13 protein-coding genes are annotated in these 15,426 nt (G+C 65.1%); 6 read left to right on the top strand and 7 right to left on the bottom strand.

Annotated features, from left to right (window positions below; all coding sequences use genetic code 11):
• Positions 1 to 63: 63 nt before the first annotated feature.
• From ACH196_RS13115 to ACH196_RS13105, 3 genes are all read right to left on the bottom strand, one after another.
• The gene (locus ACH196_RS13115) at positions 64 to 1,155 is read right to left on the bottom strand and encodes a 2-hydroxyacid dehydrogenase (RefSeq protein ID WP_396647344.1); all 1,092 of its coding nucleotides are present in this window, start codon (positions 1,153 to 1,155) and stop codon (positions 64 to 66) included.
• A 205-nt stretch (positions 1,156 to 1,360) separates the two neighbouring features.
• A complete protein-coding gene (locus tag ACH196_RS13110; RefSeq protein WP_396647343.1) occupies positions 1,361 to 2,635 on the bottom strand; it encodes a mandelate racemase/muconate lactonizing enzyme family protein in 1,275 nt (424 codons plus the stop codon).
• Positions 2,636 to 3,145: 510 nt separating this feature from the next.
• Positions 3,146 to 3,847, bottom strand: a complete 702-nt coding sequence (locus tag ACH196_RS13105; protein ID WP_396647342.1) for a GntR family transcriptional regulator — start codon at positions 3,845 to 3,847, stop codon at positions 3,146 to 3,148.
• Between the two features lie 237 nt (positions 3,848 to 4,084).
• On the opposite strand from ACH196_RS13105, the gene ACH196_RS13100 reads away from it, so the two are divergent.
• The 4 genes from ACH196_RS13100 (at position 4,085) to ACH196_RS13085 (ending at position 8,067) form a co-directional block, all read left to right on the top strand.
• The gene (locus ACH196_RS13100; protein WP_396647341.1) at positions 4,085 to 5,107 is read left to right on the top strand and encodes a C-terminal binding protein; all 1,023 of its coding nucleotides are present in this window, start codon (positions 4,085 to 4,087) and stop codon (positions 5,105 to 5,107) included.
• A gap of 310 nt (positions 5,108 to 5,417) precedes the next feature.
• Positions 5,418 to 6,188 carry a GntR family transcriptional regulator gene (locus ACH196_RS13095; protein ID WP_396647340.1) on the top strand — a complete coding sequence of 257 codons (771 nt, stop codon included), beginning with the start codon at positions 5,418 to 5,420 and terminating at the stop codon, positions 6,186 to 6,188.
• A gap of 80 nt (positions 6,189 to 6,268) precedes the next feature.
• Positions 6,269 to 7,303, top strand: a complete 1,035-nt coding sequence (locus ACH196_RS13090; protein ID WP_396647339.1) for a LacI family DNA-binding transcriptional regulator — start codon at positions 6,269 to 6,271, stop codon at positions 7,301 to 7,303.
• 257 nt (positions 7,304 to 7,560) lie between these two features.
• Positions 7,561 to 8,067 carry a hypothetical protein gene (locus ACH196_RS13085; RefSeq protein WP_396647338.1) on the top strand — a complete coding sequence of 169 codons (507 nt, stop codon included), beginning with the start codon at positions 7,561 to 7,563 and terminating at the stop codon, positions 8,065 to 8,067.
• Between the two features lie 84 nt (positions 8,068 to 8,151).
• Here ACH196_RS13085 and ACH196_RS13080 read toward each other — a convergent pair whose 3' ends face one another.
• The 4 genes from ACH196_RS13080 to ACH196_RS13065 are packed head-to-tail and all read right to left on the bottom strand — an operon-like array spanning position 8,152 to position 12,003.
• Entirely contained in the window at positions 8,152 to 9,318 is a 1,167-nt protein-coding gene (locus ACH196_RS13080; protein WP_396647337.1) for a mandelate racemase/muconate lactonizing enzyme family protein, read from the bottom strand.
• A gap of 52 nt (positions 9,319 to 9,370) precedes the next feature.
• The gene (locus tag ACH196_RS13075) at positions 9,371 to 10,363 is read right to left on the bottom strand and encodes a transketolase family protein (RefSeq protein ID WP_396647336.1); all 993 of its coding nucleotides are present in this window, start codon (positions 10,361 to 10,363) and stop codon (positions 9,371 to 9,373) included.
• The gene (locus tag ACH196_RS13070; protein ID WP_396647335.1) at positions 10,360 to 11,202 is read right to left on the bottom strand and encodes a transketolase; all 843 of its coding nucleotides are present in this window, start codon (positions 11,200 to 11,202) and stop codon (positions 10,360 to 10,362) included. The genes ACH196_RS13075 and ACH196_RS13070 overlap by 4 nt, the downstream gene beginning before the upstream one ends.
• A gap of 6 nt (positions 11,203 to 11,208) precedes the next feature.
• The gene (locus ACH196_RS13065; RefSeq protein ID WP_396647334.1) at positions 11,209 to 12,003 is read right to left on the bottom strand and encodes an SDR family NAD(P)-dependent oxidoreductase; all 795 of its coding nucleotides are present in this window, start codon (positions 12,001 to 12,003) and stop codon (positions 11,209 to 11,211) included.
• A 417-nt stretch (positions 12,004 to 12,420) separates the two neighbouring features.
• Between ACH196_RS13065 and ACH196_RS13060 the strand changes: the two genes are divergently transcribed.
• Together ACH196_RS13060 and ACH196_RS13055 are read left to right on the top strand one after the other, a co-directional pair.
• A complete protein-coding gene (locus tag ACH196_RS13060) occupies positions 12,421 to 13,485 on the top strand; it encodes a substrate-binding domain-containing protein (protein ID WP_349004624.1) in 1,065 nt (354 codons plus the stop codon).
• Positions 13,486 to 13,562: 77 nt separating this feature from the next.
• Positions 13,563 to 15,062, top strand: coding sequence for a sugar ABC transporter ATP-binding protein (locus ACH196_RS13055; RefSeq protein ID WP_396647333.1), 1,500 nt, complete (start codon positions 13,563 to 13,565; stop codon positions 15,060 to 15,062).
• Positions 15,063 to 15,426 lie beyond the last annotated feature (364 nt).

Raw genomic sequence — 15,426 nt, 5'->3', positions numbered from 1 at the left:
AGCGCGAACGCGGGCTTTCAGTCGGTTTGGGCGAAACATTTTTGGATTGTCCTTGGGATGAGATTAGGATGAGCGATTGGTGGCGAAACGAGCGAGTTTTGCCTTGAAGCCGGGTCGGTCGAGAACCTTTGGGTTGACGACATTTTCGGGCGCCAGCCCCTGCGCGACGCGCAAAATGCCGTTCGACATGTTCACCATGGTCAGGCGGGCGGCATCCCGCGTCGACGGCAGCCAGTGCGGCGTCAGGATGACGTTCTCGAATGCGGTCAGCGGATGGTTTGCGGGGATCGGCTCGTGCTCGAACACGTCGAGACCCGCACCGGCGATGACGCCGTCGCGCAGAGCTTCGATCAGTTCCGGCTCGCGGACAATCTCGCCCCGCGCGACGTTTATGAAATAGGCACTCCGCTTCATGCGGGCGAAATGCTCGGCGCCGATTGTACCGCGCGTCGATGCGTCGAGCCGGTTGTGCAGGCTGACGAAATCGGAATGTTCCAGCAGTTCGTCGAGACTTGGCACCAGCCTCACGCCCAGCGCCTTCGCGTCATCCGCACTGGCGCGCGGCGAATAGGCAATGATCTCCATGTCCCACGGCCGCATCAGCCGGGCCAGTTCGCGTCCGCTGGCGCCAAGGCCGACGATGCCCAGCACCTTTCCGGGCAGGTCGACGCCCATGGTTCGCGGCTGCAAGTCCCAGCGGCTGCGATGCACGAGGCGCTCCTGTTCGGTCGGGCGCTTGGCCAGCGCCAGGATGAACAGGAAGGCGGAGGAGGCCGTGGCATGGGTCAGCGTGTCCGGCGCGTTGAACACCGCCACGTCGTTCTCGGTGCAGGCGGCAAGGTCGAGCTTGTCGATGCCGGTCCCTGCCCTGCCGATAACGGTCAACCGCCCGGCGCCCCTGGCGAAGGCCGACGCCCGGACCCACGGCCTGAAGATGACGATCGCCTCGGAGCGGGCGACCTGTTCGGGCGTGACCTCCAGCGAATAGAGCTGATCCCAATAGGCCGCGTCGCCCGGCCGCGGGCTCTGCTCGGTCAGAAAGCCCTGCGCGAGGAACGGCTTGCCGGCATAAAGATCGAGCGCGATCTCGGGCACGGTGAGATTGCCGTGCTCGTCGAGGTAGTCGCCAGTGTAATTGACGGTGAAGGGGGTCATGCGGCGCCCTCGTTGACGAACGCGCACGCCGCTGGCGCCCCCCTCCCCCTTGTGGGGAGGGGTAAGGGGTGGGGGTACCGCCGCGCCAGCGCACTGCTATTAGCCCGAACGAGGAACAAAGGCGGCAAAGGCCGAGTCTGTCTCGACCCACACCCCTTACCCCTCCCCACAAGGGGGAGGGGGTCGTCAACATCGCGCCTTTTCATCACCACACCTTCAAGCTCTCTTCCGTCGTCGTCTCGATCCGCGCATTCGGCCGCGCGAAAAGATCCTCGCGCAGCTTCGTGCCTAACCCCGGCCTGTCCGGCAGCATCAGATGCCCCCCGACCACCTGGATGCGGTCCTCCACCACCTCGTCGTACCAGCCGTCGATATAACCGCGCACCATCTCCATGATCAGGCCGTTCGGCGCGTTGAGCATCATGTGGGTCGCCGCCCAAAGCGCCACCGGGCCGATCGTGTCGTGGCAGGTGAAGGGCAGCATCGCCGTGTCGGCCATGGCCGCGACCTTGCGGCCCTCGGTCAGGCCGCCGCCCCAGGACAGGTCCATCATGACGATGTCGGTCGCCGCCTTATCGATCCAGGGGCGGAAGCCGAAACGGGTGAAGACGCGCTCGCTCTGGCAGATCGGCACAGACGTCTCGGCCTTCAGCCGCACGAAGGCATCGACATTGTCGGGCGGCATGATTTCTTCCAGCCACATCACGTCGAGCGGCTCCAGCGCCTTAGCGATCTTCACCGAGGACGGCAGGTCCCAGCGGCAGTGGCCCTCGATGGCGATCTGCATCCGGTCGCCAACAGCGCGGCGGATGTCTTCGACGATGGCCACGCCGGCTCTCAAATCGTCGTTGGAGATGCCGAGTCCGCGCGTGCCGGCGGCCGTCCTGGCACCCCACACCATTGTGTCGCCGCGCTCGTTGCCGGGGCCGCCGAGCCCGGTGCCGAACTGGTCGAAGGGCCAGATCTTCATAGCCGATATGCCCTGCTTCAGCAGATCCTCAGCCAGTTCGCCGGCCTTGCCGGTCAGCCAGGCGTCGAGGTCGCCCGCATGCCGGCCCGCGCCGACGCAGGTGTTGTAGACGCGGATGCGGTCGCGGCTGCGGCCGCCGAGCATGATGTAGACCGGCAGGCCGGCGATCTGGCCAAGCAGGTCCCACAGCGCCACGTCGAGCGCCGAGATGGCCCGCATCTCCGCGCCCATGACGCCGCAGAAATTGGTCAGCGCGAACATGTTCTGCCAATGGTTCTCGATGTCACGCGGGTCGCGGCCGACCAGCAGCGGCGCGTAGACATCATGCACGATCGAGGCGACGGCACGCGGCAGGTAATAGGTCTCGCCAATGCCGGAGAGACCGGTGTCGGTGTGGACGCGCACCCACAGATTGTTGGGCAGCGCCTGCCGCGCCTTCGGGTTCTGCTTCTGCCACTCCGCAGCCGGCAGCGCCTCGAACCAGATGGTTTCTATCTTGATGATCTTCACCTTCCCCTCCCTCCCTGCGCCTGATCTCGTCCCGGCAAGTCTGCACCGTTTCGGGATGATGCGTTATCCCTTCACCGATCCGGCGGTCAGGCCGCGCAGCATGTGTATCGCCATGTAGAAAGCACGGGCAGCACCGAAAACACCACGCCGGCCTGCAGAACAGCATGTCGAACTGCGTCATCGGCGGCGCGATTCCGAGAGAGGCTGCACGAATGTCGCCGTCGACGATCAGCTTCGGGAAAGACGCGTTGCGCCGAGAACTGTTTATTGTTTACAATCCAAGCGTAAGGTCCAGGACGGGCGCATGTCAAGGCAACAGGGATCACCAGGCAGGGCAGTCGCTTGAAAGGTCTACCCCCACCCCTAACCCCTCCCCGCAAGGGAAAGGGGGACTTGCCGTCTCCGCCAGGCGCCAATCGTCGACGGTTTTGCTCAGCGTGGCGGCCACAAAGTCCCCCTCCCCCTTGCGGGGAGGGGTTAGGGGTTCTTCCTTCAAGCGATTGTCCTGGATCACCAAGTCGAAGAAACGCGGCCGCTCGCTCGCAGGATGGCAAGCAGCCTGTCCTTGGCGCGGTTGATGTGGGTTTCGATGGTCTCCTGGGCGAGCGCCATGTCGCCGCCACGGATCACGCCGAGCAGGTGCACATGGTCGCGGTGCCAGCTGTCCGGATAGTCGTCGGGCAGCGCGTCGCGCAGCATCAAGAACATCATCAGTTGCGAGCGCAGCGTCTCCCAGGCGCGGTAGAGCCGCCAGTTGCCGGCGGCGCGGAAGATCGCGTCGTGGAAGTCGATGTCGAGTTCGGCCACCAGCCGCCGCGACATGTCGGCGCGAGGGGTGGCGCGAAAACGGTCGAGCACCGCCTCGATCTCCGCCAGTTCCCGGGCGCCGGCCTTGCGGCTCGCCTGCTCTATCGCCAGCCGCTCAAGCGCGAGGCGCAGGCTGTAGATTTCCTCGACGTCGTCCTGCGAGACCTGCCCGACGGTGGCGCCGCGATGCGCCTCGTGGACGACCAGCCCCTCCTGCTGGAGGCGGAAGATCGCTTGCCGCACCGGCCCCCGGCTGACCTTGAGGGAAGCCGCCAGATCCTCCTCGATCAGCCGCGCGCCGGGACGGATTTTTCCGGACAGGATGGCGTTGCGGATGGCGTCGACCACGTCGTCGGTCAGCACCCGGCGCGGCGTCGGCGCGAAATCGAAGGAATCGTCGCTCATCGGCAAATGGATACAGTCAACAATAGGGCGTGTCGCGCCCAATCGTTTTCATCCTCCCGGCGGCGGTTTGGGTCAAGGTCGAGGGCGTCGTCGCAGGCCGGGCTGGTGGCCCGGACAAGACAAAGCCCGATGGGTCCGAAGGACGCCCAAACCGGCCCGGCAGAATGGAAACGATTGGGCGCGGCGCGCTCTAAACAACCGCCAGCCTCTGCTGGAGGATGACAGAAGAGAGAACCAATGCGCATCCTGAAAGTGAATACCTATGCCCCCGACACGGCGCTCTACCAGGCGTTCGGACCGGACGTGGTCTTCGACATCCACCGCTCGGGCGCGGAAGCGACGGAGCCGCCGTCGCTGGAACGCTGCCGCGCCGCCGACGCCGTGATCAACTGCGCCGCGACCTTGCAGATCGGCGTTCCGGTCGAGGCGTTCGACCGTTGCAAGATCGTGGTGCGCGAGGGCGTCGGCTACGACACCCTCGACCTCGCCGGCTGGGGCGCGCGCGGCGTGCCGGTCTGCAACGTGCCCGACTACGGCACCACCGAAGTCGCCGACCACGCGCTGGCACTGCTTTTGTCGCTGACGCGCGGCACAAGCAGTTACCAGGAAGCGGTGCGTGACCGGACCGACGGCTGGCACTACGCCGCGGCGCCGCTGGTGCGCCGCCTGCGCGGCCAGACCTTTGCCGTGCTCGGCCTCGGGAGGATAGGCCTAGCGACCGCGCGCCGCGCCGCCGCCTTCGACATGAAGGTGATCTTCTATGATCCCTACCTGCCGAACGGCGCGGAACTCGCCGTCGGCTACGAGCGGGTGCGCAGCCTCGACGAGGTCATGGCTCGCACGGACATTCTTTCCGTGCACACGCCGCTCACCGACGAGACGCGCGGCATGGTCGGCGAAAAACTGCTCGCCAAGGCAAAACCCGACCTGATCGTCATCAACACGGCGCGCGGGCCGATCATTGACCTCGACGCGCTGACGGAAGCGTTGAAGGCCGGCCGCATCGCCGGTGCCGGCCTCGACGTGCTGCCCCGCGAGCCGGCCGATCCGGAACACCCCCTTGTCAAGGCATGGCGGGCGCGCGAGGCCTGGACCGAAGGCAAACTATCGCTCACCCCGCATTCGGCGTTCTACAGCCCGTCGGCGCTCGATGACATGCAGCGCAAGGCGATCGAGGTCATCGTCACCTATCTCAACGAGGGTGTGTTGATGAACTGCGTCAACCTGGAGCATCTGCGGCAGAAACCGCGCCCCGCATGAGCGTCGGGGCCTCGCCTCCGGCCACAGCGTACTGCCCAGCCAGTCCGCAAGGCCGGCGGTAGGCCGTTGCGACTCACCTACGGGCCGGTTCACCAGGGATAGCGCTGGTTTGGCGCATTGAAGCGCAATTAGATGCCGATCCGTTGCATAGTAACCGTCCGGTCGTTCCAAAAACCCTGTTGGCGCTTCAAACACCCAAAATTAGACGATATTTCTGGTGTTTCGACCTCTTCTGTGATCTTGCGTTCTCTCCGTCGTTTGGCTCAAACAGGTACTCGGGGTTAGCCGCGAGGCGTCATGGGACCTGGAAATGCGCGAGTCGAATTCGCTCCTTGAACTCTTCCCCAGGCGCACGCTCGGCCGCGAGGGCGGCCCCCTTTATCGGCAATTGGCCGATATACTGCGCCGGCCCATCATCGACGGAGCGCTGGCGGTCGGCGAGGAACTGCCGAAGGAGGCAAGCATCGCCGACCATTTCGGCGTTAGCCTGATCACCGTTCGGCATGCGCTGCGGGACCTCGAAGGCAGCGGCCTGATCCGCAAGCGGTCGGCCAAGCCGGCCGTCGTGGCGGCCCGCGAGACCGAGACCGGTGTCGCATGGCACATGGCGAGTTTCACCGATATCGCCGCTTATGCGCGGGACGCCTCGCTTGATGTTGTGTCGTACCGCAGAGAGGCGTCACCTCTGCTTCAGCATTATTTCAGCGCGCGCAAAGGCGAGGCCGGCTATTGCCTTCGCTCGGTGCTCAAGGCGGGCGACGAGAAAAAAGCCTACGTCACGACCTATTTTCCGGCCGAGATCGGCGAAAGACTCAACCGCCGCGATTTCACCGACGTGCTGATCTTCGACACCGTGCAGCGCAAGATCGGGCTGCGGCTGGCGGTGGCGCATATGACCGTGCGCGCCGAGGTAGCGGACGAAAACACCGCCGAAGCGCTCGAAGTCGAACCGGGCTCGGCGCTGCTGACGGTCGAGATGCTCTACCAGGCGGCGGACGGCCGCAACGTCGAGCTTTCGGTCGCCCGCCACCCGGCCGACCGGTTCTCGATCACCTATGACGCGCCGAACGACCGGGGCTAGCACCGGATTGCAGGCGACGCGTCCACGGCCTGTCATGCGGAGACGGCTCTGTCTATGATGACCTGAGGCAGGACACGGCGATGGCGGGCAAACCGGACAACGGCGACAGGAAGACGAGCGAACGGCTCGGCGTGCGCGAGATCGCGAAACGCGTCGGCGTCGCGCCGATGACGGTGTCGCGCGTGCTTTCCAATCCCGACATGGTGTCGGCCGAAACGCGCGCCAAGGTTTTGCAGGCAATCGAGGAAGCCGGCTTCGTGCCCAATCGGCTCGCCTCCTCTATGCGCGGCAACGGCCGCATGGTCGGCACCGTGGTGCCGCCGCTGATCAATTCCGGCATCGCCGAGCAGGTGCAGGGCATGTCGGACGAGTGCCACGAAGGCGGCTATTCGATGCTGCTGGTGCAGGGTGAATTCACGCAGGATGCCGAGGAAAAGGCGATCCGCACCCTCCTCGGCTGGCGTCCGTCCGGCATGATCCTGCAAAGTTTCGTGCAGAGCGAGACGGCCCGCGCCCTGTTGCTTTCCAGCGGCGCGCCGGTGGTGGAGATTTCGGAGATCAAGGGCCGCAAGCCGCTCGACATGGTGGTCGGCGTCTCCAACTTCGAGACCGCCTATGCCATGACCATGCATCTCGCCGCCAAGGGCTACAAACGCATCGGCTTCGTCTCGACGCCGATCCACGGCAACGACCGCCTGCAGCAGCGCCGCACTGGCTACCACGCCGCGCTCACCGAACTCGGTTTTGAGAACCACAGCGACATGGAGGTCGAGGTGCCGATCACCGCCCAGGGCGGCGCCGAGGCGCTGATCGCCCTCACCGACCGGCACGCCGACATCGACGCCATCTTCTTTTCCAGCGACACGCTGGCCGTCGGCGCCGTCCAGGAATGCCACCGCCGGCGCTGGGCCGTACCGGAGCGCATTGCGATTGCCGGCTATGGCGACATGGACCTCGCCGCGCAACTGGTGCCATCGCTCACCACCGTAAAAGTCAACCGCTACGAGATGGGCCGCCGCGCCGTGCGGCAACTGCTGGCGCGGCTTGCCGGCGACGCCAAGGTGCCGACGATCACCAGCCTCGGATTCGAGATCGTCGACAGGGAGAGTGCCTAGGACGGCATGCCTGAAATTGCATCCCTATGAAATCACTTGAAGGCCAAGTGATACCGGTGGCTGTCAAGCGTAACCTTCCCTCGATATCAGAACGCCAAAACACCTTTATCGCCAAACGCAGGACGCATGGCGTTAAAATTCCCCGACAAAGGCTTGTCCGGCGGTCATGACGTATCCATTCGCCCCGTGGCGCAGAGGGCGATTGCGTACTGAGACGTCACGAGACCGACCCATCCGATCGCAGGCGCGCGCCGCGCATGGCGCTCGCCCTGCCCGCCGCGAAACAGCCGGCCAGCAAGACCCTGCCAGCAGCCGAAAAATGCGGCCAGCGCACGCAAGCAGCGCGCGAGCCGCAACGCCTCGGCGTAACCGTCGAAATCCGGCGCATGGACTTTCACGGGAGGCAAGGCAAGCACACCGCCGACCCGCCGGATGGCAAATTCCCGCGCGACGGCCTCGGCATGCCGCATGAGCGGCAGCAGCAAGATGCGGAGAAAGAATGGCTGAACGCAAAGAAGCTCGGCCAAAACCGCCAGCCGAAGCAGCACGATCGCGATCCTCGTCAGCCTTTTCCGATCCTCCTCGACCTCACCGCTGCTCATTGCGTCCTCCGTTCAAGGCACCATAACAGAGCGTGGACAAAAAGCAAGGATATTATTCCTATACCTCGCTCGGCTATCCAATCAGCGCAGACGACCTGCGAAGCGGCAGGAATCAGATGCGATATGTATCGTTCGAATGAAAAGGGTTATGGCCCGGCCTAACTTAGTCGGCTAATCGACTCCTTCGCAGGCTGAGTTGAGGGATGGCCCTGCCTGGTGGTAAAAACGTCAAAGAATTGGCCGACTCTACGCCTTCTCCCTGGTCCCCAGCCTTTTCTCCCATCCCTCCGCATGCACATTCAGATAGGCATGCGGGTCGTAGGGATGCTCTTTGATCGCATCGAGGTTCAGATCAATGCCCAAGCCCGGCCCATCTGGCAGCGACAGGTGCCCGTTCGACGCATCGACGGTCGGATGCCAGGTGACGAGGTCGCGCGTCCACGGGTCGTTGAAGGCGTCGAAATGCTCCTGGATCAGAAAGTTCGGCACCGCCGCCGCCAGTTGCAGGCAGACCGCCGTCGCCACCGGACCGCCACTCTGGTGCGGCGCTATGTGGCTGCCATGGGCGAAGGCCAGGTTTGCTACCTGCATGGAGGGTACGATGCCGCCCAGCGACATCGGCTCCGGCTGAAAAATGTTGACGCCGCCGCCAGCGGCCAGGCTGTAGAACTGGCCGACCGTGTCGTACATCTCGCCGGTCGCCACCGGGATTGGCGAGCGATGCGCCACCTCACGCACCGTCTCCTGCCGGTCGCGCGAGGTCGGCTCCTCCCACCAGTAGATGTCGAGGTCGGCAAATTTCTGCGCCGCCTGCAAGGCCGCGATCTCGGTGAAGCGGGCATGCACGTCGATCAGGATCCGCGTGTCCGCCGGCAGCTTGTCGCGCAGCGTCCGACAGATGTCGTAGGAAAGGTCCAGTTCCTCGCGCGAGATGAAACCCTGAGCGGTGCCGAACGGGTCGAGCTTGAACGCCTTGAAGCCTTTCGCAAGCACCCCCTTCGCCGCTTCGACAAAGGTTTCGGGCGTGCGCTCGGTGCGGTACCAGCCATTGGCGTAGCCCAGCACCGTGTCGCGCACCTGCCCGCCCAGCAGTTGATGGATCGGCACGCCGAGGCTCTTTCCCAGAATGTCCCAGCACGCGACCTCGACCGCCGCGATCACGGTGCGGTGGATATGGCCGCCGTCGAGCGAGACACTGTCCAGCATACGCTTCGACAGCGCGTTGATGCGGCGCGGATCCTGGCCGATGGCGAGGTGGTTGAGTTCGTGCACACCGGCCTCGGTGGTTTTGATGAAGCCGTTGAGCGTGCCCTCGCCGATACCGTGGACGCCCTTGTCGGTGTGGACCTTGACGAACAGCCAGTTCTTCCAGCCGGCGCCGACGGTAAAGGTTTCGATCTCGGTGATTTTCATGGGCTCGGAAACCTGTTGCCGTTGCTGACTAGCACGCCGTTCGCGCCGCCGGTCACCGAACGGTCCTCTCGATGGTTGCGACCACCGCCTCCGTCGTCAGCCCGTATCGCGCCTGCAACGTCGGCACCGCGCCGCATTCGATAAAACGGTCCGGCAGGCCGATGCGAGTGACTTTCCGCGATACACCGGCGCCGAACAGCGTCTCGACCACAAGGCTGCCCAGCCCGCCCACGACGACATGGTTTTCCGCCGTCACCACATGGCCGACGCCTGCTGCGAATTCCGCCACCGCCTCGGCGTCGAAGGGTTTTATCGTCGGCACATGCAGCACCGCAACCGACACGCCGCGGCCCGCCAAGACCTCAGCGGCGTCGAGGGCGCGCTCGGTCATGAACCCAGTCGAGACAATCCCGACATCCACACCGTCGCGCAGCTTTCGCGCCTTGCCGATCTGGAACTTGTAACCCGGCTCCAGCACGACTGGAACCGCGCCGCGCAGCAGGCGCATATAAACCGGACCGGGATGGTCGGCCATCGCCTCGGTCGCCGCTTCGATCTCGGTGGCGTCGCAGGGATCGATCACGGTCAGGCCGGGGATCATGCGCATCAGTGCCAGATCCTCGATCGCCTGGTGCGTGCCGCCATAGCCGGTGGTCAGGCCAGGCAGGCCGGCGACGATCTTCACATTCAGATTGGAATGAGCGAGCGCGATGGCGACGAAATCATAGGCGCGGCGGCTGGCGAAGACACCATAGGTCGTGGCGAAGGGCGTCAGCCCGGTGCGCGCCAGACCGGCGGCGACCGCGACAAGATTCTGCTCGGCCATGCCGACATTGAAGAAGCGCTGCGGAAAGGCATCGCGAAACGGCAGGATGTCGGTGTATTTGCCGAGATCGGCGGTGAGCCCGACAATCTCCGGCCGCGCCGCGCCCAGCCGCGCCAGCGCGCGGCCGAACGGCGCCTCGACCGTCCCACGTTCGCGCGCGGCCGCCTCGTTCTCGCCCATGGCAAGCGTGCGGCCCGCTTCCATCGGTCTGCCGCTCATGCCGCGCCTCCCTGCTCGAAGGCGGCGATGATGCCGTCCCATTCGCTGATATCGACGCGGAAGAAATGCGATTTCTCGCTGTTCTCGATGCGCGGCACACCCTTGCCCGGCAGCGTGCGCAATACGATCGCCTTAGGCCTGCCGTTTTTTTCGCGCGCGCCGGCGAGTGCGGCGACGATCGCCGCCATGTCGTTGCCGTCGATCTCGAACGTCTCCCAGCCGAAGGCGCGCCACTTGTCGGCGACCGGTTCCATGTCGAGCACCACAGGCCCGTCAGCCTGGATGCCGTTGCAGTCGATCAGCGCGACGAGGCGGTCCAGCCGGAAATGGCTGGCCGACATCGCCGCTTCCCAGGTCGATCCCTCCTGCGTCTCGCCGTCCGACAGTTCGACGAAGACGCGTGCGTCCGACTGGCGGACGCCGAGGCCGAGCGCCTGGCCGACCCCCTGCCCCAGCCCGTGGCCGAGCGAACCGCCGATCATTTCCACGCCGGGCGTGGTGTCGAGCGTCGACATCTCCAGCCGGCTGTCGTCCGCGCCGTAAGTCGGCAGTTCCTCGACCGGGATGATGCCCGCCTCCGCGAGTGCCGCCCACAGCGCGATCGAATAGTGGCCGGTCGACAGAAGGAAACGGTCGCGGTTCGCCCAGCCGAGATTTTCCGGATCGTAGCGCAGCTCATGAAAATAGAGCGCCGCCAGCAGATCGGCGATGCCCAGGCCCTGGCCGATGTATCCGGCCCCCTGGCCGCGCGCCATAGTCAGCATGTGGCGGCGCAGTTTTGTCGCCTTCAGCCGGAGCGCGCCGACGTCCGCCTCGCCGGGGGGAGAATTTCGCAGCATCTCCCTTCAGTCCTTGTCCAGGCCGCCGGACATGTTGAGCCGTTCGGCGGTCATGTAGGCGGGGGCGTCGAGCGCCAGCCAGACCACCGCCTCGGCGACTTCCGCGATCTCGGCGCGGCGGCCGAGCGGGATGCGGCGTGTGCGCTCGTCGAGGAAAGCCTGGATGTCATTGCGGCCGTTGACGCGGGCGAGATCGATCTCGGTCGAGCGCTGCATCTCGGTGTCCATCATGCCCGGCGCCAGGCTGTTGACCAGCACGCCATAGGGCGCCAGCGCCACGGCGGCGGCGCGGGTGATGGAATCGACGCCCGCCTTGCTCGCCGTGTAGGCCGTGTAGTCTGGCAGCGCCATGCGCGAACCTGGCGAGGTGATGTTGACGATGCGGCCCGAGCGCTGGTCGCGCATCACGCGCCCCGCCGCCTTGCAAGCCATGGCGAGCGCCGTGACGTTGAGCGCCAGCGTGCGGGTCCAGGCCTTATGCGTGGCTTCCAAGAACGGCTCGATCACGCCATAGCCGGCATTGTTGACCAGGATGTCGATGCCGCCCCAGCGCTCCACCACCTTGTGCACCGCCGCCTCCGGCGCGCCCTCCTGCGTGAAGTCTCCGACGATTTCTTCCGCCTCGACGCCGTGCGCGCGGATCATCTTCGCCGTTTCGGCCGTGCCGGCGGCATTGATGTCGGCAATTGCGACGTTGCAGCCGCGCGCCGCCAGTTGCACGGCCACCTCTCGGCCGAGGCCGCCGGCAGCCCCGGTGACCAGCGCGCGGCCTCGCGACGCGATGTTTTCGGTGATCGACAAACCATCCTCCCAGCGGTCTTTTTGCTCTTGTTACCGGTACCATAGATGCCTGTCAACGACCCCTGTCCGCGTTGCATTCGAGACCAAGTCCCGTATCTGGCTTACAGTGGGACAGATACTATAATCCGCCGCCAGACTGTGGCCGGCCCCTCTAGACATGATCAAATGCGCGACCTCCAGTCGGTGACACCATCAAAAATCCAAGCACTTAAAAATTATAATAGCATTATATCTTGACTTTCTACCGGCGCGCCTACACGCTCCGCCAACCCGTCGCAGCCGCATGGGAGTCGAGTTTGAAAACGCGGGCGCCGGGCGAAATTGACTTTGGATTTTGGTACCGGTAACAATACAATGTATTGCCCGGCAAGGCGGCGAAGTCCGCCGAGGGCGTCGAGGAAACGCAGGAGGAGAACCATGCGACTGAAGACTTTGTGCGCCGGTTTCGCGGCGCTTGCCGCGGCGGTCGCGGCCATAGGTACGGCGCCGGCCGTGGCCCAGGACAAAAAACCCTACGTCATCTATCTCTCGAACAATTTCGTCGGCAACGACTGGCGCCAGCAGATGCAGCGTGTCGCCCAGGTTTCGGTCGACAAGGGGCCGCTTAAGGGCCGCGTCGAGCTGCATATCGAGGTAGCCGAAGGCACCGTGCAGGCGCAGATCAATTCGCTGAACAACATCATCCGCGCCAAGCCGGACGCCATCCTCGTCGATGCCGCCTCCGATTCCGCGCTCAACCCGACCATAAAGAAGGCCTGCGACGCCGGCATCGTCGTCATCAGCTTCGACCAGGTGGTCACCGAGCCCTGCGCGCTGACGCTCGCCTCCAACTGGGAGCGCATCCCGGCCGTCATGGCCGAATGGATGGCTGTTCAGCTCGGCGGCAAGGGCAATGTGCTGCTCGACCGCGGCCTGGCCGGCGCGCCGATCTCGGCACAATTGCAGGAAGGCTACCAGAAGGTGCTCGCCAACTATCCCGACATCAAGGTGGTCGGCGAATACAATGGCGAATACGCGCTCGGCCCGGAACAGGCCGGCGTCGCGGCCCTTCTCGCGGCCAATCCGCAGGTCGACGGCATCCTGACCCAGGGCTACGGGTCCGGAGCGATCCAGGCGCTGAAGGACGCCGGCCGTCCGATGGTTCCGGTGGTCGGCTTCTCCTACAACGTCGCCGCACTTACCTGCGTCGAGAGCGGTGCAAAATGCATCCTCGGCTCAAACCCGGCCTATCTGTCGTCGGAGGCGATCAAGCTCGCGGTCGAAATCCTCGACACCGGCAAGAAGCCGGAGAACCGTTCGATCGAGGTCGAGGGCGATTTCGTCACCACGACGCCGTTCGAAAGCAAGCTGTTCCCCGGCACCAAGATGCAGACCATCGAGGTCGGCAAGAACGCCTTCCCCGACCAGGCGCCCGGCCTGACGCTGCCGATCACGCCGGACTGGGTGGAGATCACCGCCGCGGAAGCCGCCGGAACGAAGTAATCCAGGTTGCGGACAAAACCTCCCGGCATGACAATGCCGGGAGGTTTTTCGTAACTCCGTTCGGTTCGAGCACAGTCATGGACCTCGTCGTCGCAACCGGCCTGTCGAAGCGCTATGGCGGCATCGTCGCGCTGAGCGAGGCCGCGTTCAGCGCGCGCGCCGGCGAGGTGCATGCGCTGCTCGGCGAGAACGGCGCCGGTAAGAGCACCTTCATCCAGATCCTGTCCGGCGCGGTGCGCCACGACGGCGGCACGCTTCTCGTCGACGGCCAGGATTATCACCCGGCCAATCCCGATGCAGCGCAGGCGCGCGGCATCGCCGCCGTGTTCCAGGAACTGTCGCTCATTCCCGATCTCAGCGTCGAACAGAACATCTGGTTTCGCCGCGAGCCGCGCACGCTGGTCGGCATGGTCGACCGTACGGCGCTGCGGCGCAAGACGCTGGACCTGCTCGGCAAATACGATTTTCCCGCGCTCCGCCCCGATCAGGAAATGCGCCGCCTGACGCTAGCCGAACGGCAGATCGTCGAGATCGCAAAGGGGCTCGCGAAAGAGCCGCGCGTGCTCATCCTCGACGAGGCGACCTCCGCCCTGCCCGCCCGCGAGGCAGAGTGGCTGCTGAAGCTGACGCGGTGGCTGGCGGACGAGGGGCGGCTGGTGATCTTCATCTCGCACCGCATGGCAGAGGTGCGCGCCATTGCCGACCGCCTCACCATATTTCGCAACGGCCGCACCGTCGCCGCGCATGACGCCGGCGCGGTCTCCGACGGCGAGATCGTCACGCAAATGATCGGCCGCAATCTCGACCGCCTCTATCCAGAGCGCGTGCCGACCGCCACCGACCGCATCGCGCTTCGCGTCGACGGTCTGTCGAGCGGCCGGCTCTCCCGCGTCAGTTTTTCGCTGCGCGAAGGCGAGGTGCTGGGCGTCGGCGGCCTGCAAGGCCACGGCCAGCGTGAACTGTTCCAGGCACTGTTCGGGGCGGCCAAGGCGAGCGGCGGCATCGAGCTCTGGGGCAAGCCCGCCGCGATCAGCAACCCGCGCGCCGCTCTCACCGGCCGCGACGGCATCGCGCTGGTGCCGGAGGATCGGCGCGGCCAAGGCCTGCTGCTGACCAAAAGCGTGCGCGAGAATCTGACACTGGCCGTCATCAAGCGCTTCACGGAAAAAGGCTTTCTCAGCGCTCGCAAGGAAGAGGCGCTGGTCAGGGAGATGGTCGATTTCCTGCGCATCAAGACGCAGACGCCAGAGCAACTGGCCGGCACGCTGTCGGGCGGCAACCAGCAGAAGGTGATTTTTGGAAAAATGCTGCTCACCGAGGCGCGCGTGCTGCTGCTGTTCGACCCGACGCGTGGCGTCGACGTCGGCACCAAGGGCGAGATCTTCCAACTGATGCGCGACCTCGCGGCGAAGGGCTACGCAATCCTCTTTCACTCCAGCGACATGCCGGAACTGGTCCACGTCGCCGACCGCGTCATGGTGATGCGCAACGGCCGCATCGCCGCAACGCTGGAGGGCGAGCGCATCTCCGAGGAAGGCATTCTGGGCGCCGCCATGCTCGAGAGCGAGGCGGCGTGATGGAGTCGGGTCGTCGTCGAAGGATATGTATTCGGTCTGGCATATCTGCGGAATTGCCGTCAATCAATTGCGTGGAATTTGGCCCGAACCGCACTCCGTCCAACACCCCTCATCCGACCTCGCTTCGCTCGGCCACCTTCTCCCACAAGGGGAGAAGGGGGAGCGTTGCCTTTCCGCCACGGCAAATCCCCAGCGTTGACGATTGGCGGCGAGGCCGGTGCGAAACTCCCCCTTCTCCCCTTGTGGGAGAAGGTGGCCGAGCGAAGCGAGGTCGGATGAGGGGTGCTGGACGGAGTGCGACCGTCCCTCGATGTGACTACCCTGCCCCGATAGGGACGCATGAGACAAGAGCCTCGTACACTCA

Source organism: Mesorhizobium sp. IMUNJ 23232 (assembly GCF_044326205.1).
Lineage (GTDB): Bacteria > Pseudomonadota > Alphaproteobacteria > Rhizobiales > Rhizobiaceae > Kumtagia.
Note: the sequence above shows the minus strand (reverse complement) of the source record. Positions and strands in the feature narration are given on the sequence as shown.

Excerpts from the sequence above, each read along its gene's own strand:
- ACH196_RS13115 (WP_396647344.1), bottom strand. The coding sequence starts at position 1,155 with ATGACCCCCTTCACCGTCAATTACACTGGCGACTACCTCGACGAGCAC.
- ACH196_RS13105 (WP_396647342.1), bottom strand. The coding sequence starts at position 3,847 with ATGAGCGACGATTCCTTCGATTTCGCGCCGACGCCGCGCCGGGTGCTG.
- ACH196_RS13100 (WP_396647341.1), top strand. The coding sequence starts at position 4,085 with ATGCGCATCCTGAAAGTGAATACCTATGCCCCCGACACGGCGCTCTAC.
- ACH196_RS13095 (WP_396647340.1), top strand. The coding sequence starts at position 5,418 with ATGCGCGAGTCGAATTCGCTCCTTGAACTCTTCCCCAGGCGCACGCTC.
- ACH196_RS13090 (WP_396647339.1), top strand. The coding sequence starts at position 6,269 with ATGGCGGGCAAACCGGACAACGGCGACAGGAAGACGAGCGAACGGCTC.
- ACH196_RS13085 (WP_396647338.1), top strand. The coding sequence starts at position 7,561 with ATGGCGCTCGCCCTGCCCGCCGCGAAACAGCCGGCCAGCAAGACCCTG.
- ACH196_RS13080 (WP_396647337.1), bottom strand. The coding sequence starts at position 9,318 with ATGAAAATCACCGAGATCGAAACCTTTACCGTCGGCGCCGGCTGGAAG.
- ACH196_RS13075 (WP_396647336.1), bottom strand. The coding sequence starts at position 10,363 with ATGAGCGGCAGACCGATGGAAGCGGGCCGCACGCTTGCCATGGGCGAG.
- ACH196_RS13070 (WP_396647335.1), bottom strand. The coding sequence starts at position 11,202 with ATGCTGCGAAATTCTCCCCCCGGCGAGGCGGACGTCGGCGCGCTCCGG.
- ACH196_RS13060 (WP_349004624.1), top strand. The coding sequence starts at position 12,421 with ATGCGACTGAAGACTTTGTGCGCCGGTTTCGCGGCGCTTGCCGCGGCG.
- ACH196_RS13055 (WP_396647333.1), top strand. The coding sequence starts at position 13,563 with ATGGACCTCGTCGTCGCAACCGGCCTGTCGAAGCGCTATGGCGGCATC.